The sequence below is a fragment of the Dactylosporangium sp. NPDC051541 genome (genome assembly GCF_044454505.1).
In the GTDB taxonomy this organism is placed as follows: Bacteria; Actinomycetota; Actinomycetes; order Mycobacteriales; family Micromonosporaceae; genus Dactylosporangium.
Map to the genome: position 1 here is coordinate 34,542 of NZ_JBITDU010000003.1, position 22,654 is coordinate 57,195.

A 22,654-nucleotide genomic window follows, 5' to 3' on the forward strand; every position below is an offset into this window, starting at 1 on the left:
TGTGCCGAGACCCGTTCGCCCGATCGACGTGTACGTCGATGGACTGACCGCGGCCCTGCGGGGGCCGCGACGGGCGCGTGCCGAGATGATCATGGAGGCGCGGCACAGCCTGGAGGACGCGGCCCTCGCCTTCGCCGATGACGGGCTGCCGGACCTGGCCGCCGAGCGGCGCGCGGTCGCCGAGTTCGGGTCGCTGCCCGAGGTGGCGCCCGCTTACCAGGCCGAGCTCACCGTCCAGCAGGGGCGCCGGACCGCGACCTGGATCGCCCTGGCCCTGCCGCTCGTCAACGTGCTGGCCCCGCTGATGTGGTGGGACAGCCCGTGGAGCCAGACCGACAACGTGACGAAGTACTACTGGCTGCTCGTCGACCACTTCATGTACACGTCGTTCGTCGCGGCCGGCATCGCTGTCCTGGCACTGCTCGGGTTCTCGCGCGGAAGCATGCGGTACACCCGGATCGTCGGTATGGGTGCGGTGACGTTTCTGCCACTGCATGCGCTGCTGGGGGCGGCGGTGCTCGGCCTGAGCCTCTACCAGTGGCCGGGCGCGGCGACGTGGCCGCCGCTGATCGCGGGCATGACCTTCAACCTGGGCGCGTTCGCCTACGCCGGGCTGCAGTCGATCCGGTGCGTGCAGTTCACCGGCGGGCTCAGGATGCGGGCGCCGGCGGGAGCTTGAGGACCGCAGGCTCAGTGCGCGCGGGCGTCGGCGGGTTCAGGACGCGCGGGCGCGTGCGGGCTCAGGATGCGGGCGCGGGCGGAGGCGTGAGGACCGCGGGCTCGGGACGTGCGGGCGGCGGTGGGGCATGAGCGCTTGCGAGCTCAGGGCGTGCGGGTGCCGGCTGGCTTAGGACGCGCGGGCGCGGGTGAGTTCAGGATGCGGGCGCGGGCGGGGCGCGTGAGGACCGTGGGCTCGAGGCGCGCGGGCGGCGGTGGGGTATGAGCGCTTGCCGGGGCTCAGGACGCGCGGGCGCGGGTGGGTTTCAGGATGCGGGTGCCGGTGGGGGCATGAGGACCGCGCCGATGGTGTGCGTGAACTCCTGCCAGGCCGAGCGCTCCTCGGACAGCACCTTGCGCCCGGCGCTGGTCAGCCGGTAGGTCCGCCGCTCCCGCCCGCCGACGGTCGACCAGGCGCTCTCCACGTAGCCGGCCCGCTCCAGCCGGCGCAGCGCCGGGTAGACGGTCCCGGTGGGCAGCGACAGGGTGCCGCCGGAGCGCTCCTGCAGGGCTTCGATGATCGCGTAGCCGTGGCGGGGTTCGCCGTCGAGCACCGCGAGCAGGAGTGCGTCGAGATGCCCGCGTAGCGCGTCCGCCTTCATGTGTAGCGAGTCTACGGGTTCGGCACCGGCTTCGCTATGGCCGGGGTTTAGGGTTTGCGGCCCTGGGCAGGACCCGAGCGTTCACACGATCTGGGGGGAGCCGGCATGAGGCGGCGGACGGAGACCGCGCGGGACGTCGACCTGCAGTGGCCGACGGGGCTGGGGGTGGCCCTGGCGATCGCGTCCGGGCGGATGCTGGCGCACCAGCGGGGGGTACCACGGCCGGTGGTCTGGGGTTTTGGGAAGTCTGGGGCCGTCGACGCGGGCGCGGTCGCGTCGTGGCTGACGGCGCAGCTGCCGGCCGGGCACTATCAGGGCCTCGTCATCGGCTCGCCGCACGGGTCCGCGCTCCATCTCGCCGCCGCGCTCGGGGTGCCGTGGCTGCCGGCCGCCTTTGAGCTGGCGACTCCGGACGTCGTGCGGCGGGGCGCGGGCGGTGGGAGTACCACCGCGGAAAACACTGCCGTGGCACAGGCTGGAGAACAGGGCGCGGGTGCGATCCTCGCCGCGAACCCGGACGTCGCGGTGCGGCAGGTCTACGACCCGGTCTGGCGCGGCTGGTCGGCCTCCGCGTCCGCGTATGCGGTGGTGCGGTGGTTACGCCTGCCGGCCGCGTACCGGGACTGGATCGCCGAGCGCCTGCGCCCGGGCGCGCCCATCATCGTCACCCGCGACGTGGGCCGCTGGCTGACGGTCTCCGGCCCGCCCGGGTACGCCTTCCAGCTCGGCAGCCGCGCCTCCGGCCTGACACCGGACGACTACCTGGACCGCCGCGACGCCGCCGTGCTCGGCGACCCGCCGGCCGACAGCGACGGCGAACGCAGCGTCGACCGCGCCCTGGTCGAGGACCTCCGCCGCTACGCGTCCGCGCACGGCCACCCGGTCCGCCAGGTCCTCTACCGCCACCCCGACGTGCTGAGCGGCGCGGTGGCCGACCTGTACCGTTCTTGGCTGCGCGCGGGCGCGCGCACCGGCAACCGCCTGGTCGTGGAGTGCGGCCGCCTCCTGGACCCATGGCACGTGGTCAGGGCCGGCCTGGTGCCGTACTGGTGCGAGTTCCCGCTCCGCTCCGCCGTCCGCGCGGCGTCGTGGTGGCTGGCGGGCAGCGAACCGTACACGGCCGTGGACGTCCTCCCGGAGCCGCCGGGCCTGACCTTGCCGACGACCGCCCCGTGCGCCGAGTGGGACGCGGTGGCCGCCTTCGCGACCCGCCACGGCACGGTCGACGAACGCTGCGCCCGCGCGTACCCGACCGGCGCCGTCCCACCACACCACGCGACCCAGATCCTGCGGGGTCAGCCCTCAGACCTGCCACACCTGCCGCCGTTGTCCGCGGAGTCGGCCCTGACCAGCCTGTCCGACCGCAGCCAGACCGACGGTCTGCTCATCCTCTGACCCGCCGCTCATCCTCTGACCCGCCGCTCATCCTCTGACCCGCCGCACGACGAGGCCTAGGACCAGCAACGCCAGGACCACCGCGCCAACGCCAATGCCGACTCCCCATCCCACCGCTGTGCTGCCCGGCTCCTTGGCCGGCTGGGATGGGGGTGCGGTCGGGGCCGGGAGATCCGCGGTCAGGGCGGCGACCGGGTCGACGATGCCGAACCCGTACTCGTCGTCGCGACCGGGCGTGCCTTTGTCGGTCGCGGTGGCGGCGATGCGGTGGACCACCTCGGCCGCGGTCAGCGCCGGATACCTGGCCCGCACGAGCGCAACGACCCCGGCCACGATGGCGGTCGCGTCACTCGTCCCGGTCCCCAGCCGATACTGGCCGTTCAGGCCCACGGACATGAGTTTGACCGCGGGCGCGGCGACCACGACCTCGGGCCCGCTCGCCGAGACGTCGGCGTGGCCACCGCTGCTGTCGGTCCCGCCGACCGCCAGCACCCCCGGTAGCCTGGCCGGATATGCCACCGAGCTGGAAACTGATCGGTTTCCGGCAGCGGCCACGACAACCACATCGGAGCGCAGAGCACGCTCGATGGCCTGCTGAAGCTGCTCGTCCTCGCCGGTCTGGGCGGCGATACAGATCACCTTGGCGCCCTGGTCCACCGCCCATTCGAGGCCAGCCGCCATCAGCGACGGCAACCCGAATCCGTCCTCCCGGGTGATGACCTTCAACGGCAGGATGGTGGCCCGCGGTGCCACACCGAGCACGCCGCCGTCGCCGGGGAGGCCGCGGCCGGCGATCAAGGCGGCCATCGCGGTGCCGTGGCCGATCCGATCGGTGCGGCCGTCGCCGTCGTTGCCCTCACCGAATCCCTTCCCGGGTGACACGGCTCCGGTGAGCTCGCCCCGCTTGTCCTCGACGCCGGTGTCCGCGAGCGCGACGACCACGCCCTCGCCCTGGCTCAGCCGCTGTGCCTGCGGGATGCGGAGCGCGTCGAGGTGCCACTCCCGGTCACGGATGCTGTCGGCGTGAGCCGGGGTCGTGGCGAGCACGAGCGTTACCGCTGCCAGCACGGCGCAGACGTGACGCGGCCACCGGCTCAACGGTCGATCCCCACCACGCCCGGGCCGGGGTCGTGGGGCTTCTCGGGCGCGGCCTCGATCACCGGTGGCACGCCCTCCTGCACCGGCCACACTCCATCTGTGCCGGCGGTGCTGCGGCCCGCGCGTCGACGCTCCCTGTACGTCTCGTAGGAGAGGTCCCGGTAGTCGCCCGACGCGCCACGCGCGCCTCGGGCTCCGGTCGGGTCGGACGCGGCGACCGGGGCGGCAGCGGCTCGGCGCCGGGCCGTGGGCTTGGCGACGCCTCCGCGTTGGATGGCTCCACCCATCGCCGCTGCGCTCGTCGTCGCCGGTGCTGCTGACGGGCTCGGCGGTTTCGGTGCGCCGATCACACCGCCCGGGCCGAGGACAGCGGGCGCGGGTCGGGCGGGCGCCGGGTGGCTGAGGCTGGTTCCGGGCGGTCCGCCGATCAGGCCCGAGAAGCTCGGCCGCGGTGCCGGTGCCGTCGAGTCCCCGGGCCGGCCAGTCGGCACCGGTCCGGCGTCGACGCCGGTCACGTGCGCGCCGAGGCTGTCCGCGTCGATGCCGGTCAGGTGCGCGCCGAGGCCGTCGGCGTCGGTGCCGGCCGGGGCGGGCGGGCTGAACACCGGCGTCGGGAGCACGGTCGACTGCGTGCTCCCGGTCGACGGCCGGGCGCCGAGACGCGCGATCCCGTAGTCAGCGTCGACGCTCTCGGTGCTGTCGGCCGGGGACATCACCGGCTGGGGCAGGGCAGAGTTGATGAGCGCTGAGGCCCGGACGATTCTCGCGTCGGTGGTGATGAAGGCCTGCCGGGCCTGCTGATCGAGGTCTGGGCGCCCGGCGGGGGCGGCGGTCAGACCGGCGCCGGTTGGGTGGTGGCGGTAGTCGGTCATCAGGGCGTCGAGGCGGCGGCGGGTGTCTCGTAGGGCGGCGTACGTCTCGTCGACGCCTGTGGTGATGCGGCTGGTTGCGGCGGCGGTTGCGGTCATGACGTCCAGCAGGCCGTTGATGCGGGCCAGGAACGCGGCGGCGGCGTCGCTTCGGTCCGGGGGCCAGGCCTCCATCAGGCGGTCGCGGTGCCTTCGGAGGTTGTCGCGTTGCTGCTCCAGCGCCACGCGGAGGCGGTTCAAGGTGTTGACGTGGGCGAAGCCGGAGTCCGGGTCCTCGGCGGCCATCGATTTCCACAGGTCCGGGAGCCGGTACGTCTCGTAGGTGTCCGGCATCACCGGGCCGCCCTCGAGGTCAGGTCCGTGCTCGACTCGGTGTCGGCCTCGGTGTATGCGGCGGCGATGTCGTGGGCGGCCCGGGCCATCGTCGCGCCCTCGTCGATGAGGGTGTCCAGGAGATCGAAGAGCTGGATCAGTTTGGTGTAGTAGTCGACCGCGGCCCTGTGCACGGTCGGGCTCGCTGTTTGCGTGCCGAACAGGCCGGCCTCGGAGAAGAGGTGCAGGGTTTGGAGCTTTTCGGCGGCCAGGTGGACGTCCAGGTCGTGCTGGAAGTCGGTGCCGAAGGTGTGGAGCGCCCTCGGGTCGGTCTGGAAGCCTTGGTGATCACCCATCGCGGCCCTCCCGTCACGGTGTGGCGAACAAGCGCGACCGTACCGGAGTGTGGGTGGGTTCGGGGGCCTCAGGCCGTTGCCGTGAAGAAGGTGCAAATCGGGAACGGCCACTTCGGGGTGGGGTTCAAGGGGTTGGTCCAGCCGGGGAAGGGGTTGCGGGTGCCCGGGTACGGCGTTGTGGTGCTCGGGAACGGGTTGGTGGAGCCCGGGAAGGGGTTGGTGTCGGGGGTGGACGGGGTGGTCGACGGGAAGCCGGGGAGGCCCGGGGCGGTGGTCGGTGGGGTCGAGGCGACGGGGGGTTTCGGGGTGAGGCTGCTGGTGTGCAGGCCGCAGCCGTCCAGGCCCTTGTCGTAGCCGTCGAAGAAGGAGAGTTGACGCTGCTCCGGGGTACCGTGCGCGCCCTCCTGGAACCACGGCTCGTCCTTCGGGTCGCCGACGGAGACCAGGCCGGCCTTCAGTTCCTGCACGTCGCCGGTCTCCAGGTCCAGGTCGCCGGTGCGGACGGAGTCGCCGAGGGACGCGCCGGCGAGGCAGTCGGCGTTGAGCTCCTGGAAGATCGTGTACTGGTACGAGATGCCCAGGCGCTGCTGGATGGCGTGGCCGTATTCGTGGGTCAGCAGGTAGAAGACGAAGGCGTCGCCCATCGTGTTGTAGATCTCTTCGGACCACTTGGCGTCGTAGGCGATGAAGTCGCCGACCGGGCAGTACGCGGCGTTCTGCGTGGGGATCGGCTGGCTGCCGCAGAGGACCTCGCCGTCCTCCGTGTAGGGGACGACCTTGGAGACCGGCTGGAAGCCGACGATCTTGTGGCCCCAGTAGTGTTCGGCGACCCGGACGGCGATGTTCATGTCCGCGGAGAAGGTGCCACCGGCGGCGGCGGCGTGGGCGGGGGTCGACCAAAAGCAGAGTGCGAGCAGAACCAAACCCGGGGTGACCAGCCATTTCATGGCCGAGGGGTACCCGGGGGCGGGCCTGCGAACAGGCCCGCACCCGAGTCGCACCTCAGGCCGATAGGGCCAAAAGCGCCGATCGGCCGATCAGGCCGAGAGGGCCACCGCGGAGGGGGCCACCGGCGAGGGCAGCGTGCCGTCGCCGCCCAGGAACGAGTGGATCGACGCGGCGGCCGCGCGGCCCTCCGCGATCGCCCACACGATCAGGGACGCGCCGCGGTGCATGTCGCCCGCGATGAAGACGCCCGGCGCCGAGCTCTGCCAGATGGCGTCGGTGTCGATGCCGCCGCGGCGGTTGCGCGACAGGCCCAGGTTGGTCAGCAGCGGGCCTTCCTCGGTGCCCTCGAAGCCGATCGCCAGCAGGACGAGCTCGGCCGGGTACTCCCGCTCCGTCCCCTCCACCACGCTGACGACCCGCCGGCCGTCCACTCTGGACACCTGTACCTCGGCGATGCGCACGGCCTTCAGGTTGCCGTCGTCGTCACCTTCGAACGACGTGACGGCCACGGCGAACGCGCGGTCGCCGCCCTCCTCGTGGGCCGGGTAGTTGCGCAGGATCCACGGCCAGGTCGGCCACGGGTCGCGGGACTCGTCGCGCTCGTCCGGCGGGACCGGGTACTGGTCGAGCTGCAGCACCGATGCCGCACCCTGCCGGTGGGCGACGCCCAGGCAGTCGGCCGCCGTGTCGCCGCCGCCGATGATGATGACGTTCTTGCCGGTGGCCGTGATCGCCGGGGCCGGCTGCTTGCCGGCGACGACCCGGTTGGACTCGACCAGGTGCTCCATGGCCAGGTGCACGCCGTGCAGCGCCCGGCCCGGGGTCTCCGGGGTGTCGCGGGCGGCGAGCGCGCCGCACGCGAGCAGCAGCGCGTCGTGGGAGGCCCGCAGCTCGTCGACGGAGACGGTCACGCCGACGTTGACGCCGGTCTTGAACGAGACCCCCTCGGCCCGCAGCTGCTCGAGGCGCCGGTCGATGTGCTCCTTCTCGAGCTTGAAGTCCGGGATGCCGTAGCGCAGCAGGCCCCCGAGCTCGTCGTCGCGCTCGTACACCACGACGTCGTGCCCGGCCCGGGCCAGCTGCTGGGCGGCGGCCAGTCCGGCCGGGCCGGAGCCGACGACGCCGACGCTCTTGCCGGACCGCTCGGGCGCGGGGCGGGGCGTGACCCGCCCGGCCGCCACGGCCCGGTTGATGATCTCGACCTCGACCTGCTTGATGGTGACCGCCTGGCCGCCGGCGATGGACAGCACGCAGGCCGCCTCGCACGGCGCCGGGCACAGCCGGCCGGTGAACTCCGGGAAGTTGTTCGTGGCGTGCAGCGACTCGATGGCGAAGTCCCAGTCCCCGGTCCGGACCAGGTCGTTCCAGTCGGGGATGCGGTTGCCGAGCGGGCACCCGTCGTGACAGAACGGGATGCCGCAGTCCATGCACCGGCTGGCCTGCTCGCGGATGAGCTCGTCGGACGCCGGTGGATAAACCTCACGCCAATCCCGCAGCCGTACTGGCACCGGCCGACGGGCCGGCAGTCGCCGCTCGTAGCGCAGGAAACCATTCGGGTCAGGCACGGGAAACCTCCATGACAGCCGCATCCACGTCGCGGCCGGCAGCCTCGGCGGCCCGCATTGCCTCCATCGCGCGCTCGTAGTCGCGCGGCATGACCTCGGTGAACTCCGTCAGTGCGGTGCTCCAGTCGCTCAGCAGGCGCTCCGCGACCGCCGAGCCCGTCTGCGCGAGGTGCTCCAGGATGTACCCCCGCAGCTTCTCGGGCTCGGAAACGGGGCGCAGGTCGACCAGTTCGGTGTTGACCAGCTCGCGGTCGAGGTGCCACGCGTAGGCCACGCCGCCGGACATGCCCGCCGCGAAGTTGCGCCCGGTGCGGCCGAGGACGACGACGGTGCCGCCGGTCATGTACTCGCAGCCGTGGTCGCCCACGCCCTCGACGACCGCGAGGGCGCCGGAGTTGCGCACCGCGAACCGCTCGCCGGCCCGGCCGCGCATGAACAGCGCGCCGGCGGTGGCGCCGTAGAGCACCGTGTTGCCGCCGATGGTCTGCTCCTCGGCGACGAACGGGGCCCGCTCGTCCGGGCGCACGATGAGCCGGCCGCCGGAGAGGCCCTTGCCGACGTAGTCGTTGGCCTCGCCGACCAGGCGCAGGGTGACGCCGTGCGGGACGAACGCGCCGAAGGACTGCCCGGCCACGCCCCGCAGCGTGATGTCGACGGTGTCGTCGGGCAGGCCGTTGCCCCCGACCCGGCGCACGACCTCGCCGCCGAGCATCGCCCCGACGGAGCGGTGCTCGTTGCGGACGGTGACGTCCAGCTTGACCGCCTCGCCGGCGTCCAGGGCCGGGCTGACCGCGGCGATGAGCTGGTTGTCGAGGGCCCGCTCGAGGCGGTGGTCCTGCTTGGTGGTCTGGCGCCGGGCGGCGTCGTCGGCCAGCGGCGGCACGTGCAGCAGCGGCGAGAGGTCCAGGCCGCCGGCCTTCCAGTGGTCGACGGCCGGGCGGACGTCGAGCAGCTCGGTGTGGCCGATCGCCTCGTCGAGGGTGCGGAAGCCGAGCTCGGCGAGATACTCGCGGACCTCCGCGGCCAGGAACCAGAAGAAGTTCTCGACGAACTCCGGGGCGCCGGTGAACCGCTTGCGCAGCACCGGGTTCTGGGTGGCGATGCCGACCGGGCAGGTGTCCAGGTGGCAGACCCGCATCATGATGCAGCCGGAGACGATGAGGGGCGCGGTGGCGAAGCCGTACTCCTCGGCGCCGAGCAGCGCCGCGACCACCACGTCGCGGCCGGTCTTGAGCTGGCCGTCGACCTGGACGCTGACCCGGTCGCGCAGGCCTGAGAGCAGCAGCGTCTGCTGGGTCTCGGCCAGCCCCAGCTCCCACGGGGTGCCGGCGTGCTTCAGGGAGTTGAGCGGCGAGGCACCGGTACCCCCGTCATGTCCGGAAATGAGGATGACGTCGGCCTTCGTCTTCGCCACACCCGCGGCGACCGTGCCGACGCCGACCTCGGAGACCAGCTTGACGTGCACCCGCGCCGACGGGTTGACGTTCTTGAGGTCGAAGACCAGCTGGGCCAGGTCCTCGATGGAGTAGATGTCGTGGTGCGGCGGCGGCGAGATCAGCCCTACGCCCGGCGTCGCGTGGCGGGTCTTGGCGATCCAGGGCCACACCTTGTTGCCGGGCAGCTGCCCGCCCTCGCCGGGCTTCGCCCCCTGCGCCATCTTGATCTGCAGGTCGTCGGCGTTGACCAGGTATTCCGTGGTGACGCCGAAGCGGCCGCTGGCGATCTGCTTGACCGAGGAGCGGCGGCGGGGGTCGTGCAGCCGGTCGACGTCCTCGCCGCCCTCACCGGTGTTGGACTTGCCACCGATGTTGTTCATGGCGATGGCGAGCGTCTCGTGGGCCTCGGCCGAGATGCTGCCGTAGGACATGGCGCCCGTCGCGAAACGCTTGACGATCTCCGCGGCCGGCTCCACCTCCTCGATCGGCACTGCCGGCCGTACCCCCGTGCGCAGTTCGAAAAGCCCGCGCAGCGACCCGGCCTGGCCGGCCAGCTCGTCGACCTTGCCGGTGTAGCGGCGGAAGACGTCGTACTGCTTCGAGCGGGTCGCGTGCTGCAGCAGGAAGACCGTCTCGGGGTTGAACAGGTGCAGCTCACCCTCGCGGCGCCACTGGTACTCGCCGCCGACCTCGAGGCGCCGGTGGGCGCGCTCGGCGTCGTTGGCCGGGTAGGCCCGCGAATGCCGGGCGGCGATCTCCGCGTGCACCTCGGCCAGGCCGATGCCGCCGATCTTGCTCGGAGTACCCGTGAAATAGCGCTCGACGAAACGCGGATCGAGGCCGACGGCCTCGAAGACCTGCGCACCGCAGTAGGACGAGACGGTCGAGATGCCCATCTTCGACATGATCTTCAGGACGCCCTTGCCGAGCGCCTTGACGTAGTTGTAGACCGCCTTGTCCGGGTCGGCACCGGCCAGCGCGCCGGTGCTGATGAGGTCCTCGACGCTCTCGAAGGCCAGGTAGGGGTTGACCGCGGAGGCCCCGAAACCGGACAGCAGGGCCACGTGGTGCACTTCCCGGCAGTCGCCGGACTCGACGACCAGCGACACCTGCGTGCGGGTCTGCTCGCGGACCAGGTGCTGGTGCACCGCGGCGGTGAGCAGCAGCGACGGGATCGGGGCGAGGTCGGCGGTCGAGTCGCGGTCGGAGAGCACCAGGATGCGCACGCCGTCCTCGATGGCCTCGGAGACGCCGCGCATGATTTCGACCAGGCGCCGCTTCAGGCCGGTGGCGCCGTCGCGCACCGGGTAGAGGCCGGAGACCCGGACCGCCTTGAAGCCCGGCAGGTCGCCGTCCTCGTCGATGTGCAGGATCTTCGCCAGGTCGTCGTTGTCGATGACCGGGTAGGGCAGCGCGATCTGCCGGCACGAGGCCGGGCCCGGCCGCAGCAGGTTGCCCTCCGGGCCGATGGTGGCCGCGACGCTGGTCACCAGCTCCTCGCGGATCGCGTCCAGCGGCGGGTTGGTGACCTGGGCGAAGAGCTGGGTGAAGTAGTCGTACATCAGCCGCGGCCGGGTCGATAGGACCGCGACCGGGGTGTCGGTGCCCATCGAACCGAGCGGCTCGGCGCCGGCCCGGGCCATCGGACCGATGAGGATCTTGAGCTCTTCCTCCGTGTAGCCGAACGTCTGCTGGCGGCGCTGGACGGAGTCGTGGGTGTAGACGACGTGCTCGCGCTCCGGCAGCTGCTCGAGGTCCATGAGGCCGGCGTGCAGCCACTCCTCGTAGGGCTGGGCCGCGGCCAGCTCGGCCTTGATCTCGTCGTCCGTGCGGATGCGCCCGGCCGCGGTGTCGACCAGCAGCATCTTGCCCGGGGCGGAGCGGCCCTTGGCCACGATGGTGGCCGGGTCCAGGTCCAGCACGCCGGCCTCGCTGGCCAGCACGACCAGGCCGTCGCTGGTCTGCCACCAGCGGCCCGGGCGCAGGCCGTTGCGGTCGAGCACGGCGCCGACGACGGTGCCGTCCGTGAACGCGACGCTGGCCGGCCCGTCCCACGGCTCCATGAGGCAGGCGTGGAAGCGGTAGAAGGCCCGTCGGTGCGGGTCCATCCGCGGGTCGTTCTCCCAGGCCTCCGGAATCATCATCAGGACCGCGTGCGGCAGGCTGCGCCCGGAGAGGTGCAGCAGCTCCAGGACCTCGTCGAAGTTCGCCGAGTCCGACGCCTCCGGCGTGCAGATCGGGAACAGGCGGCGGATGTTGCCCGGCAGGTTCTCGCTGGACAGCAGCGCTTCGCGGGCGGCCATCCAGTTGCGGTTGCCGCGGATCGTGTTGATCTCGCCGTTGTGGGCGATGATCCGGTACGGGTGGGAGAGCTCCCAGGACGGGAACGTGTTCGTCGAGAAGCGGGAGTGCACCAGCGCGATCGCGGAGGCGACGCGCTCGTCGGACAGGTCGGGGAAGAAGGACACGACCTGGTCCGGAGTGAGCATGCCCTTGTACGTGATGGTGCGGGACGAGAGGGACGGGAGGTACAGCTGAATCCCGCGCTCCCTGGTCTCGCGCTCGGCCTGCTTGCGCACGCAGTAGACGACGCGGTCCAGGTCCAGGTGCGCGAGGACCGTGCCCGGCGCGCCGAGCTTCTCCGCGCTGACGAACACCTGGCGGATGCGGGGCATGGCGGCCAGGGCGGTGGCGCCGAGGTCGGTGGCGTCGACCGGCACGTCCCGCCAGCCGAGCACCTGCGCCCCCTCGACCAGGGCGTACTTCTCCAGGACGCGCTGCGCGCGGGCGGCCGCGGCGTCGTCGGTCGGCAGGAAGGCGAGGCCGGTCGCGTACTGCCCGGCGGGGGGCAGCGGGAACGGGACGACCTCGCGCAGGAACGAGTCCGGGATCTGGATCATGATGCCCGCGCCGTCGCCGGTGTTCGGCTCGGCTCCGCGGGCGCCACGGTGGTCCATCCGGCGCAGCGCGGAGAGCCCCTTGAACACGACATCGTGGGACCTGCGGCCGTGGATATCGGCAACGAAGGCAACCCCGCAGGCGTCGTGCTCGAAGGCCGGGTCGTACAGACCCTGCTGCTGCGGTCCGGGGAAAACCATCGGGCCTCCTGACGTCATCGATTGCGAGTCGGGACAACGTCGGCCCTGAAGGAGCGGTCTTGCCAGTGTACGCGAAGAGCGGGCGCAAGTTGCATGATCGGTACTCGAGTCGGTACCCCACCATGCGAGCGCGCCCGCCGCGTATGTTGCCGCTGTGCCGCACAACGTACCGTGCGTACGGGCCTGAACCTACTGCGTGAGATCGTGACAAATCCCACGGGCGGGTCCGGTCGCCGGTCGTTACACAACTGTCACGCAACCTCTTGGAGTCCGGAAGACGTCTGACGAACGGATGGTCAGGTGCTAGCGGCCTTCCTACGATGATGCAAGATCTCTCGCATTTTGAACCGCGTGGCATGAACACGGGATACATCGGTGTCGTAACCGATGCATGCTCTAGCCCAATGAAGGAGGTGTGGACATGGGAGTCTCCGCACGCGCACTGGCCACGATCGCCGCTCTGACCAGCGTCGTCGTTCTCGCTGCGGCCTGCAGCAGCAACGACGACTCGGCCAAGCCGAAATGGACCGGCAACGACAGCAGTGCCGGCGGCCCCTCGGCTTCCGCGTCCCCTGCAGAGTTGCCCAAGGCGGCGTTCGCCGCGCCCACCGACGGAGCGAACAACGTCTCCACCGCGACCGAGTTGTCCCTGCAGGCCGATCCGGGCAGCAACGCCCAGGTGACGCTGACGGACGCCTCGGGGGCCGCGGTGGCCGGCGGGGTCAGTGCCGACGGGAAGTCGTGGATTCCCGGCTCGCAACTCAAGTACGGCACGCAGTACACGGCAACCGTGACCTCGGCCGGCGACACCGCCGGCAAGAAGGTCTCGTTCACCACCATGGCGAAGCCCGGCAAGACGGTCAACGTCTCGACCGCGGTCGCCGACAACAAGACGTACGGCGTGGGCCTGCCCATCGTCGTGCGGTTCGGCTCCAGCGTCCCGTCCGAGATGCGGGCGGCGGTGGAGAAGCGGCTGATCGTCACCGCGACCCCGCCGCAGGTCGGCACCTGGTACTGGTTCAACGGCGGCGAAGTGCACTACCGCCCGAAGGACTACTGGCAGTCCGGCACCAAGATCAACGTACGGCTCGCCGTCGGCGGCCTCCAGCTCACGAAGACCGGCTGGGGCTCCAAGGACGTCACGAGCACGTTCAGCATCGGCGACAAGATCGTCATGACGACCGACGACAAGACCCACCAGATGACGGTGGAGCAGAACGGTCAGGTCATCAAGACGATGCCGGTGAGCCTCGGCAAGGCCAAGACCCCCTCGTCCAGCGGGAACATGGTGGTCATGGACAAGAACGAGTCCGAGCTGTTCGTCGGCACGGACCCGGACGACCCGTACCGCGAGACCGTCTACTGGACGCAGCGCATGACCAGTGGCGGGGAGTACATCCACTCCGCTCCGTGGTCGGTCGGTGACCAGGGCAAGCGCAACGTGTCGCACGGCTGCACCAACGTCTCCGAGAGCAACGCGAAGTACCTGTACAACCTGACCAAGATCGGCGACGTCGTGATCGTGAAGAACACGACCCGCAAGCTCGCCTGGGCCAACGGCTGGACCGACTGGGACAAGCCCTGGGACGAGTACGTGAAGGGCAGCGCACTCCCGCCGCCGGCCGCTGAGGTCATCCCCTCGACCTCGACCTCGGCCGTTCCTTCGGCGTCGGCTTCGGCTTAGTTCCAGGGCAGCTTCATCGTTCAAGTTTGAGGGCAGCTACATCGTTTTTTAGGGCAGCTACATCGTTCGAAGGGGTCGCCGTCGCGAGACGGCGGCCTCTTCGCTGTTGCAGGATGGTCGGCGTGCATCCGAACTTCGGCCCCGTGGGCACGACCGTCGTGGCGCTGCTGGCCGCCTGGTTCGTGGTGCGCATCGCCCGCTCGCGAGGCACGGTCGCCCGCCGCCGGGCGGAGATCGAGTCGCGGCCTGACGGCCGAATTCGGTTCCATCGACGGTACGTCATGAGCTGGTGGCTGTTGGCAATCGTGGCGCTGACACCACTGTGGACCGATCCACTCCTGCGACCGGCCGACTACGGTCTGTCGGTGCCGTCGCTCGCCGGGCTGCTCTTCGCGCTCGTCGCGTTCGCGATGTTCGTGGCCGCCCTCGGGTATCGCGGCCGCCGCGGCGTGGTCGCTTCTCCACGAATCGCGTTTCTCCTGCCCCGCAACGGTCGTGAGCGTCTGTGGGGCACCGCCACCGCCTTCACCGCCGGCATCTGCGAGGAGCTCGTCTTCCGCGGCGCCTTCCTGGCCTTCGCCGTCGGCGTCCTGCACCTCAACCTGTGGCTGGCGACCCTGGCGGTGAGCCTGTTCTTCGGCCTGGGCCACCTCTATCAAGGCTGGATCGGCGTGGCCGGCACCACCGTCTTCGGAGCCTGTGCCACGATTTTGTACCTCTTCAGCGGCAGCCTGCTCCTGCCGATGCTCGTCCACACCGCCGTCGACCTGGCCCCCTTCGCGCTGATCCGGTACTCCGAGCCGGCGACTGTCGGCTCCCCGATCCCCGAATGAGCCCACCCATCGACGGGCGCTAGCCTCTCGCGCATGGCACTGGTCCGGCGCACATCTGTCTTGGGCAACACCAGCAACCGGGTCGTGGCCGCGGCCACGGTCGCACCGTCCTCCTTGGCTATCCCTCCGGCGTCTCCCGCGTCTTCCGCGTCTCCCGCGTCTCCCGCGTCTCCGGCTTCTCCGTCTCCGGTCGATCAGGAGGCCACGCAGCGCATTCCGGCGCAGCCCGCCGCGCCCGCCGCCGAGATCGGCGCCGCCGTCAGCGTGGGCCCGGACGTCCCCCCGCCGTCCCCGGGCGGGGAAGCGGCCGCGGTGACCACCCAGCCGGCCAGCCTGGGCTCCCTGGCCGTAGCGTTCGTCCTGGTCGCCCTGGGCGGCGCCGGCTCCTGGGCCCTGTACCACTACGGCGTCAACGCCGACGAGATCCACCTCCCGGACGCCACCGCCCTGTTCGGCGTCCTCTTCGCCTTCGCCACCGCCGTCGAACGGGTCCTGGAACCGTTCGCCCGCTTCATGCCCGGCCAGCACGCGAAGGGCGAACTGGAGAAGGCCGTCGCGAACATGGCGAACAAGTACCACGACGCCACACTGGACGACCTGATCCAGGTGGCCCACGCCAAGTCCATGGTGGACCGTGGCCGAGCCGACCGCGGCCTAATCTCCTGGGGCATTGCGGTTGCCCTGGCCACGGTCGCGTCGGCTTCGGGCGGCCTGTACCTGCTGCACTCAATCGCCGGCGACGGCTGGCAGGGCATCCCGGTCTGGATCGACGCCATCATCACGGGCGTGGTGGTGGGCAGCGGCACCAAGCCTCTGCACGACGTCATCAGCAAGGTCCAGAAGAACAAGGAGAAGTCGGAGGATCCGGCTGCCTGAGCCGCCTGGTCGGTCGGCCGTCTTTCCGTCGGCCGCTTTGGGCGGTCGGCTGTCTTGCTCGGTCGGCTGTTTTGGCGGTCGGCTGTTTGCTCGGTCGGCCGTTTTGCTCGGTCGGGCTTTTGGCTGGTCCGGCTTTTGGCCGGTCCGGCTTTTGGCCGGTCGGGCTTTTTGGCCGTTTTGCGTCTTCTTGAGGATCGGCGCTCGGGGACCCTGGGCGCCGAAGTCCTTCGATACGGTCACAGTGCGCGGTGCGCACGGTGGCGGGGAGGACGCGATGGGTGATCATTCCGGCTTCGTGGCCGACCCGGCGGCAGTACACACCTTCGGCTCAGACTTCCAGCACGACCTGGACGTCCACCTGTCCGCCGAAAAGATCCAAACCCTGCACCTCTTCTCCGCCACACCGACCTTCGGCCTGCGAGCGGTCAACAGCGAGGTCCAGCAGACAGCCAAGGACTACATCGCCCGGCTGCGGGATTTGTACGACTTGCTGGAAGTCCTACTCCACAACGGCGCCGTCCTGACCGAGGCCGCACACACCATCGCGGAAGCCTACGAAACCGCCGACACCCTGACCGCCACCCAGGTGACCGGCGCCTTGGCCACCGCACGAGCAACCGTGACAGCGACCAGCAACCCAACCGACCCCAAAACCGGCCGGCCACTCTGATGCCCGAGTCATACAAGGCGTACCGCCTCCCAGACCTGTGGAAAATCCTGAAGGACGAGGACCCGGAGTCCGGCTTCACCCACGTCAACACCCTGAACCGCCTACGCACGGCGTTGGAGCAACAGCGCAACGACCTCAGAACCCACCGCGACCGCCTGACGGAGGGCTGGCCCCCAGACCGCAGCGAAGCCGCAGCCGCCTTCGTCGACCGCATCAACGACATGATCGACGTGATGACGCAGACCGCGGGTGCGGCGAATCGGATGTGCATCGGCGTCGATGAGGCGTTCGCCGCGGTGCGGGATGCGCGGCGCCAGCTGGAGTCGTTGATGGCGAAGTACTCCCGCGAACCAGGTCCGGGCCTCGTGGTCAGTAACGCCAAGAACGCGGAACAGGACCAGCAGGGGCGTGCGGTTTTGATGGCCGCCGACGCGCGGATCATCGGTGCGGCCGAAAAGATCAACTCTGTTCCGCCGCACTACCGGCGATTTGACGAGCAGGAATCGGACGTTTCGCTGAGCGGAAACGCCGGACTTAGCGGCACAGGGCAATCGACAGTCGGAACCGGTGGCAACGGGTCGAGGGCGTTGCCGACGCCGGTGTTCGATCCGCCGCCGCCATCTACGCCGGTTGACATCTCGCAACCGGAGGCCGGAACTCCCGATGTCGGATTGAGTTTGGCGCGAGATCCGGGCGTTCGGACGGCACCGCTCGCAAGCGATGTGACGGAGCGAGGGCTGGCTTGGCCTGATGGGGTGATAAGGGCAGTTCGTGGAAACAGTGGCTCGGCACCGGCCACTCCTGAAGCCGTTCCCCTTCGTCCAGGCGTCGTCGGACCAGGTGGCGTGATCAGTGCCCCGCGTTCCGCGAATACTGCGGCGGGTCAGTCGACGCCATTTCCGGCGACGGGCGTCGGTCACCGCACAGGCTCTGCTCCGGCTGGTCGGCGCAGGCCGTCCGCGCGGTCAGCTCCTCCGTCGGACTCCGTCGAGCTTCGTAGTGGTGCCGGTGCCGCTGGCGGATATCGCGATCGATCATACGAGGCTTACATCGAGCGACGACGCTCGAGCCGAAGCGCCTCGGAGACCAATGCGGTATGGGCCGTTCGCGAGGGTGTGCCGCCTGTCATCGAGCCGCCGCCGGAAGCGCATCACGATCCGGGTCCGGGCGTACTGGGGATCGACCGTTGACCGTCTCGCTTCGCCGGTCGGCTGTCTCCGCGATGGCAATCATCGCGCTGTTGCTGATGAGCGCACGTCCGGCTCAGGCGGACAACATCCGAGATCAGCAATGGCATCTTGCCGCGCTACGGATTCCCGAGGCGCAACAGCTGAGCCAAGGTGCGGGCGTCGTGGTTGCGCTGCCGGACACCGGCGTCGACACCGAACACGCGGAACTGACTGATGCGGTGCTACCTGGGAAGGGCTTCGGCGAGGGCAACAAGACCGACGGAAGGGTCGACTTCATCGGGCATGGAACCGCGATGGCCGGTCTGATCGCGGGACGGGGACTGCCCGGCGGCGGCGGCGTTCTGGGCATCGCGCCGAAGGCCATGATTCTCCCGTTGCAGACCCTGCGCAACGAAGACGGTAACGGAACCGCCGCCTTCCTGGCCGGCGGGATCGATTGGGCCGTGGAACATGGTGCGAAGGTCATTTGCATTGCAGGCGGCACCGGCGAGGACGCGCAGGTCCGTGAGTCCGTCGAGCGGGCGCTGCTGGCCGATGTCGTGGTGGTCGCGGCGGTCGGTAATACGACGAGTGATAAGACCATCGCGTTCCCGGCAAGCCTTCCGGGTGTCGTTGCTGTGGGTGGAACCGGCCACAACGGTGAACACGCCGTCATCTCGGTAACCGGGCCCGGAGTGCTGGTAGTGGCGCCCGCAGTGGACATCGTGTCGACTCGTCCCTCTGGAAAGTATGTCGCGGCGACCGGGACCAGTGATGCGACCGCGATTGTTTCGGGGGTTGTGGCGTTGGTGCGGGCTAAGTTTCCGGGGTTGTCCGGGCCTGAGGTGGTTCGGCGGATTGCGGCTACCGCTGTTGATAAAGGGAAGCCCGGGCGAGACGAGGAGTTCGGGTTTGGGATTGTTGATCCGGTGGCGGCGTTGACGGCGGACGTGACGCCGGTGACGGCGGTGGGGTCGGGTGGCTTGGTGCCGTCGGGGGGTGGGGGGTCGCCGTTGGGTGGGGGGTCGTCGCGGGGGTGGGTGGTTTGGGGGATTGTCGGGGTTGGGGTCGTCTTTGTTGTCGGAGTCTTGGGGTGGTGGAGGCTGCGGCGGCGACGGTGATCACCTTGTTGGGTTGTGTGGGGATCACCCCTTGCGGGTAAGCGCGGCAAAATGCGGGATACGGTCTTTGACACGCTCATGCCGCTGGGGATCGCGCTCGGGGCGGCGCTCCTGGCGTTGCTGGCGGTGCAGCTTGTGCATCGGGTTTTGCTTCGGGCCGGGCGGCAGTCGAAGCTTGCTACCGAGCTGGCCGAGCGGGCGCATCGGCCTACGCAGTGGGTTGTTGTGCTCTGTGCTGTCTACTTCTCGGTCCGGGCCACCGCCGATGAGGCGTCGTGGCGGCACGCGTTTCTGCATGCCGATCAGTTGGTGATCATCGGGGCGGCGGCCTGGTTGCTGGCGGCGTTGCTGGTTGTTGCCGAGGATGCGGCGCTGGCTCGGTTCCGGACCGATGTGCCGGACAACCGGAACGCTCGGCGGGTGCACACCCAGGTTGTCATGATCCGGCGGGTCACCGTGGCGGTCGTCGCCGTGCTCGCGGCCGCCGTGATGCTGATGACCTTTCCGCAGGCCCGGCTGGTCGGGACGTCGGTGCTGGCCAGTGCCGGGTTCGCCGGGATCATCGCCGGGCTCGCGGCGCAGAGCGTGCTGCGGAACCTGTTCGCGGGGCTGCAGCTGGCCTTCTCCGACGCGGTCCGGCTCGGGGACGTGGTCATCGTCGAGCAGGAGTGGGGGCGGGTGCAGGAGATCACGCTGTCGTACGTCGTCGTGCACGTCTGGGATGATCGGCGGCTCATCCTGCCCACCTCGTACTTCACCGAGAAGCCGTTCGAGAACTGGACCCGCAGCGAGTCGGCGCTGCTCGGGGCCGTGATGTTCGACGTCGACTGGTGGTTGCCGGTGCCGGAGATGCGGGAGGAGCTGCGGCGGGCCCTGGAGTCGACGGACCTCTGGGACGGGCGGGTCTCGGTACTGCAGGTCGTCGAGGCCACCGGTACCGCCATGCAGCTGCGGGCCCTGGTCAGCGCCTCCGACGCGCCCAAGCTGTGGGATCTTCGCTGCTTCGTGCGCGAGCACCTGGTCACATGGCTGCGGGACACGCATCCGGCGGCGCTGCCGCGGGTGCGGGCCGAGATGACCTCCGCGATGCCGCTGCACGCGACGCTCACCGGGCAGACGCTCACCACGGACGGGGACTCCCGCGTGTTCAGTCACAGCGTCGACGGGCGGGCCCGGGCGGAGGCGTTCACGGGGCCGGAGTCGTAGCCGAGGCAGCGGAAGGAGTGGCCGCCACCCGGACCGCGACCAGCGCGGCCAGCACCAGCGCCACCAGCGGCAAAGCGAAGTATCCCGAAAAAGCCAGAACAATCACTATAAAAGCGGACAAATACGAAGCAAAAGCCAAAGCCGAAGCCGAAGCCGAAGCCGAAGCCGAGGCCAAGCGCCGCCGCTGCCGGCGCGGTCCATCGAGGTGCAACAGCTGCAGCGAAACCAGCAGCAACGCCACCGGCAGACAGACCGCCAGAGGCGGCCCCGAAGCATCGTCCTCCAGCACCACCGCGAGACCAGCGCCCAGAGCCGCCGCCGACCCGAAGACGAAGCAGTGCCCGTAGCCCCAGACGAACGCCTCGCGATTGCCCCGCAGGCGGTCGTGTACCGGGCGCTCGAAGTACAACCACCAGAAACTGAACACGATGACCAGGCCGGAGCCGGCGATCCACCACAGGCGTCCGGCCCGGAAGCCGCCCTCGACGGCCAAGGTGGTCGACAGGACGACCTCACCGAGGACGATGATGAACAGCAGGCCGTACCGCTCGGCGATGTGATGCGGATGCCACGGCGTCGGATGGTCGCGCTCGGCCCAGACCGGCACCGCGAGCTCGGCCGCCACCATCACCGGCCAGAGCAGCAGGAACGTCGTGCCGTGCACGCTCAGTAGCAGCGTCCACCCGATCAGGCAGGCGGTGACGCCGACGGCCATGCGCCGGGCGGTGCGGCGCGGGCCCGGTCCGTCCGACGCGGGAACGCTGAACGACGCGCGCAGCCACTGGACGACGAGCCCGATCCGCATGATGGCGTAACCCAGCGTGACCACCCCCAGGTGGCCTTCGAAGGCGTCGGGGATGCCGGCGGCGAGGACCAGTACCCCCGAAATCTGCACCAAAGCGGTCAGTCGATAGGGAACGTCGTCGGTGTCGTAGGCGGAGGCGAACCAGGTGAAGTTCATCCACGCCCACCAGACGGCGAAGAAGGCGATCACGAAACCCACGACGCCGTGCGCCACGTGGTGTTCGGTGATCGAGTGGTGGAGCAGCTGTCCCAGCTGGGCGATGGCGACCACGAAACACAGGTCGAAGAGCAGCTCGAGCGGGGTGGCGACGCGGTGCGGCTCGTGACGGTCGCGGGCCCGCATCGGCCGGCGCCACTGGCGCGGGGTGGACATCCGACCAGTATCAGTGAACGCCCGGGTGGACGGCGTCTCAACTGATGGAGCCATGGCCGGGGCAGCGGATACGCGCCGTGAAGGAAGGACTAGCCTCAGGGGCGTGACTCGACGCGCCAAAATCGTCTGTACGCTCGGCCCGGCCACTGCGTCGGCCGAGCGGCTCCGTGGCCTTGTCGACGCCGGTATGGACGTCGCGCGGCTCAACTTCAGCCACGGAAGCCACGAGGACCACGCCTCGGTGTACAACCTCGTTCGGGAGGCCGCCATCGGCGCCGGCCGCCCCGTGGGCATTCTCGCGGACCTCCAGGGTCCCAAGATCCGTCTCGGCAAGTTCGCCGACGGACCGCATGAGTGGAAGAACGGTGACATCGCTGTCATCACGAGTGACGAGATCCTCGGCACCAAGGATCGGGTCTCGTGCACTTACACGAAGCTTCCGCAGGAGGTCAAGGCCGGCGACCGGCTGCTCATCGACGACGGCAAGGTCGCCGTCGAGGTGACCGACGTCACCGGCAACGACATCACCGTCCTCGTCACCGAGGGCGGCATGGTCTCCAACAACAAGGGTGTCTCGCTGCCGAACGTGGCCGTGAGCGTGCCCGCACTGTCGGACAAGGACGCCGAGGACCTGCGCTTCGCGCTGCGCCTCGGGGCCGACTGGATCGCGCTGTCCTTCGTGCGCTCGCCGGACGACATCAAGCTCGTCCACGAGATCATGGAGGAGGAGGGCATCCGCCGGCCCGTCATCGCCAAGGTCGAGAAGCCGGAGGCGGTCGCCGCCCTCGAGTCGATCGTCAGCGCGTTCGACGGCGTCATGGTCGCCCGCGGTGACCTCGGCGTCGAAATGCCGCTGGAGCAGGTGCCGCTGGTCCAGAAGCGCGCGGTCCAGCTCTGCCGCGAGCAGGCCAAGCCGGTCATCGTCGCGACCCAGATGCTCGACTCGATGATCGAGAACGCGCGGCCGACCCGGGCCGAGGCCTCCGACGTCGCCAACGCCGTGCTCGACGGCGCCGACGCCGTCATGCTGTCGGGGGAGACGAGCGTCGGGAAGTACCCGATCCTGACCGTCGCCACCATGGCCCGCATCGTCGCGACCACCGAGGGCGGGGCGCTGACCGTGCCGCGCCTGCAGCACGACCCCCGCACCCGCGGCGGCGCGCTGACCTCGGCGGCGTCCAACATCGCGCGCAACATCGGCGCGAAGGCCCTCGTGGCGTTCTCCCAGAGCGGCGACACCGTGCGCCGGCTGGCCCGCCTGCACTGCGAGCTGCCGCTGCTGGCTTTCACCCCGGAGCCCACGGTTCGCAACCAGCTCACCCTCAGCTGGGGCGTGCAGACGTTCGACGTGCCCTACGTCCTGCACACGGACGAGATGTTCCAGCAGGTCGACCTGGCCCTCGTCGGGCTGCCGTGGCTCTCGCCGGGCGACGACGTGGTCATCGTGGCCGGTTCGCCCCCCGGGACCCCGGGCTCGACGAACACGCTGCGGGTGCACCAGCTGGGCGCGCTCACCTGAGTG

At 70.2% G+C, this 22,654-nt stretch carries 18 protein-coding genes; 10 read left to right on the forward strand and 8 right to left on the reverse strand.

What is annotated here, in order from left to right:
- Position 1 precedes the first annotated feature (1 nt).
- On the forward strand, positions 2-679 hold the full coding sequence (locus tag ACIA8L_RS14250; RefSeq protein WP_395904291.1) for a permease prefix domain 1-containing protein: 678 nt from the start codon (positions 2-4) through the stop codon (positions 677-679).
- 304 nt (positions 680-983) lie between these two features.
- Here ACIA8L_RS14250 and ACIA8L_RS14255 read toward each other — a convergent pair whose 3' ends face one another.
- A complete protein-coding gene (locus tag ACIA8L_RS14255; RefSeq protein WP_395904293.1) occupies positions 984-1,319 on the reverse strand; it encodes a PadR family transcriptional regulator in 336 nt (111 codons plus the stop codon).
- 105 nt (positions 1,320-1,424) lie between these two features.
- Between ACIA8L_RS14255 and ACIA8L_RS14260 the strand changes: the two genes are divergently transcribed.
- Positions 1,425-2,714: a hypothetical protein gene (locus tag ACIA8L_RS14260; RefSeq protein ID WP_395904295.1), complete on the forward strand. Its 1,290-nt coding sequence runs from the start codon at positions 1,425-1,427 to the stop codon at positions 2,712-2,714.
- Positions 2,715-2,741: 27 nt separating this feature from the next.
- On the opposite strand, the gene ACIA8L_RS14265 is transcribed toward ACIA8L_RS14260, so the two are convergent.
- The 6 genes from ACIA8L_RS14265 to gltB all read right to left on the reverse strand — a co-directional run bounded on the left by ACIA8L_RS14265 (position 2,742) and on the right by gltB (position 12,396).
- Positions 2,742-3,782 (reverse strand): S8 family serine peptidase, encoded by a 1,041-nt coding sequence (locus ACIA8L_RS14265; RefSeq protein ID WP_395904297.1) that lies wholly within the window; start codon positions 3,780-3,782, stop codon positions 2,742-2,744.
- 26 nt (positions 3,783-3,808) lie between these two features.
- On the reverse strand, positions 3,809-5,014 hold the full coding sequence (locus tag ACIA8L_RS14270) for a hypothetical protein (RefSeq protein ID WP_395904299.1): 1,206 nt from the start codon (positions 5,012-5,014) through the stop codon (positions 3,809-3,811).
- A complete protein-coding gene (locus ACIA8L_RS14275) occupies positions 5,014-5,349 on the reverse strand; it encodes a hypothetical protein (RefSeq protein ID WP_395904301.1) in 336 nt (111 codons plus the stop codon). The genes ACIA8L_RS14270 and ACIA8L_RS14275 overlap by 1 nt, the downstream gene beginning before the upstream one ends.
- Before the next feature lie 68 nt (positions 5,350-5,417).
- On the reverse strand, positions 5,418-6,296 hold the full coding sequence (locus ACIA8L_RS14280; RefSeq protein WP_395904302.1) for a neutral zinc metallopeptidase: 879 nt from the start codon (positions 6,294-6,296) through the stop codon (positions 5,418-5,420).
- A gap of 90 nt (positions 6,297-6,386) precedes the next feature.
- Positions 6,387-7,862 (reverse strand): glutamate synthase subunit beta, encoded by a 1,476-nt coding sequence (locus ACIA8L_RS14285; RefSeq protein WP_395904304.1) that lies wholly within the window; start codon positions 7,860-7,862, stop codon positions 6,387-6,389.
- Positions 7,855-12,396: a glutamate synthase large subunit gene (gltB, locus tag ACIA8L_RS14290; RefSeq protein ID WP_395904306.1), complete on the reverse strand. Its 4,542-nt coding sequence runs from the start codon at positions 12,394-12,396 to the stop codon at positions 7,855-7,857. Before gltB ends, ACIA8L_RS14285 begins: the two co-directional genes overlap by 8 nt.
- Positions 12,397-12,817: 421 nt before the next feature.
- On the opposite strand from gltB, the gene ACIA8L_RS14295 reads away from it, so the two are divergent.
- From ACIA8L_RS14295 to ACIA8L_RS14325, 7 genes are all read left to right on the forward strand, one after another.
- Positions 12,818-14,080, forward strand: coding sequence for an Ig-like domain-containing protein (locus ACIA8L_RS14295; RefSeq protein ID WP_395904308.1), 1,263 nt, complete (start codon positions 12,818-12,820; stop codon positions 14,078-14,080).
- Between the two features lie 122 nt (positions 14,081-14,202).
- Positions 14,203-14,913, forward strand: a complete 711-nt coding sequence (locus tag ACIA8L_RS14300; protein WP_395904310.1) for a CPBP family intramembrane glutamic endopeptidase — start codon at positions 14,203-14,205, stop codon at positions 14,911-14,913.
- 312 nt (positions 14,914-15,225) lie between these two features.
- Positions 15,226-15,789, forward strand: coding sequence for a hypothetical protein (locus ACIA8L_RS14305; RefSeq protein WP_395904312.1), 564 nt, complete (start codon positions 15,226-15,228; stop codon positions 15,787-15,789).
- Positions 15,790-16,063: 274 nt separating this feature from the next.
- Positions 16,064-16,459 carry a hypothetical protein gene (locus ACIA8L_RS14310; protein WP_395904314.1) on the forward strand — a complete coding sequence of 132 codons (396 nt, stop codon included), beginning with the start codon at positions 16,064-16,066 and terminating at the stop codon, positions 16,457-16,459.
- The gene (locus ACIA8L_RS14315; protein ID WP_395904316.1) at positions 16,459-17,649 is read left to right on the forward strand and encodes a hypothetical protein; all 1,191 of its coding nucleotides are present in this window, start codon (positions 16,459-16,461) and stop codon (positions 17,647-17,649) included. Before ACIA8L_RS14310 ends, ACIA8L_RS14315 begins: the two co-directional genes overlap by 1 nt.
- A gap of 32 nt (positions 17,650-17,681) precedes the next feature.
- Positions 17,682-18,749, forward strand: coding sequence for a S8 family serine peptidase (locus tag ACIA8L_RS14320; RefSeq protein ID WP_395904318.1), 1,068 nt, complete (start codon positions 17,682-17,684; stop codon positions 18,747-18,749).
- Between the two features lie 78 nt (positions 18,750-18,827).
- Positions 18,828-19,955 (forward strand): mechanosensitive ion channel family protein, encoded by a 1,128-nt coding sequence (locus tag ACIA8L_RS14325; RefSeq protein ID WP_395904320.1) that lies wholly within the window; start codon positions 18,828-18,830, stop codon positions 19,953-19,955.
- Here the strand turns inward: ACIA8L_RS14325 and ACIA8L_RS14330 are convergent.
- A complete protein-coding gene (locus tag ACIA8L_RS14330; RefSeq protein ID WP_395904322.1) occupies positions 19,936-21,132 on the reverse strand; it encodes a low temperature requirement protein A in 1,197 nt (398 codons plus the stop codon). The genes ACIA8L_RS14325 and ACIA8L_RS14330 overlap by 20 nt on opposite strands.
- Before the next feature lie 52 nt (positions 21,133-21,184).
- Between ACIA8L_RS14330 and pyk the strand changes: the two genes are divergently transcribed.
- On the forward strand, positions 21,185-22,651 hold the full coding sequence (gene pyk, locus ACIA8L_RS14335) for a pyruvate kinase (RefSeq protein ID WP_395904324.1): 1,467 nt from the start codon (positions 21,185-21,187) through the stop codon (positions 22,649-22,651).
- The last annotated feature ends 3 nt before the right edge of the window (positions 22,652-22,654 follow it).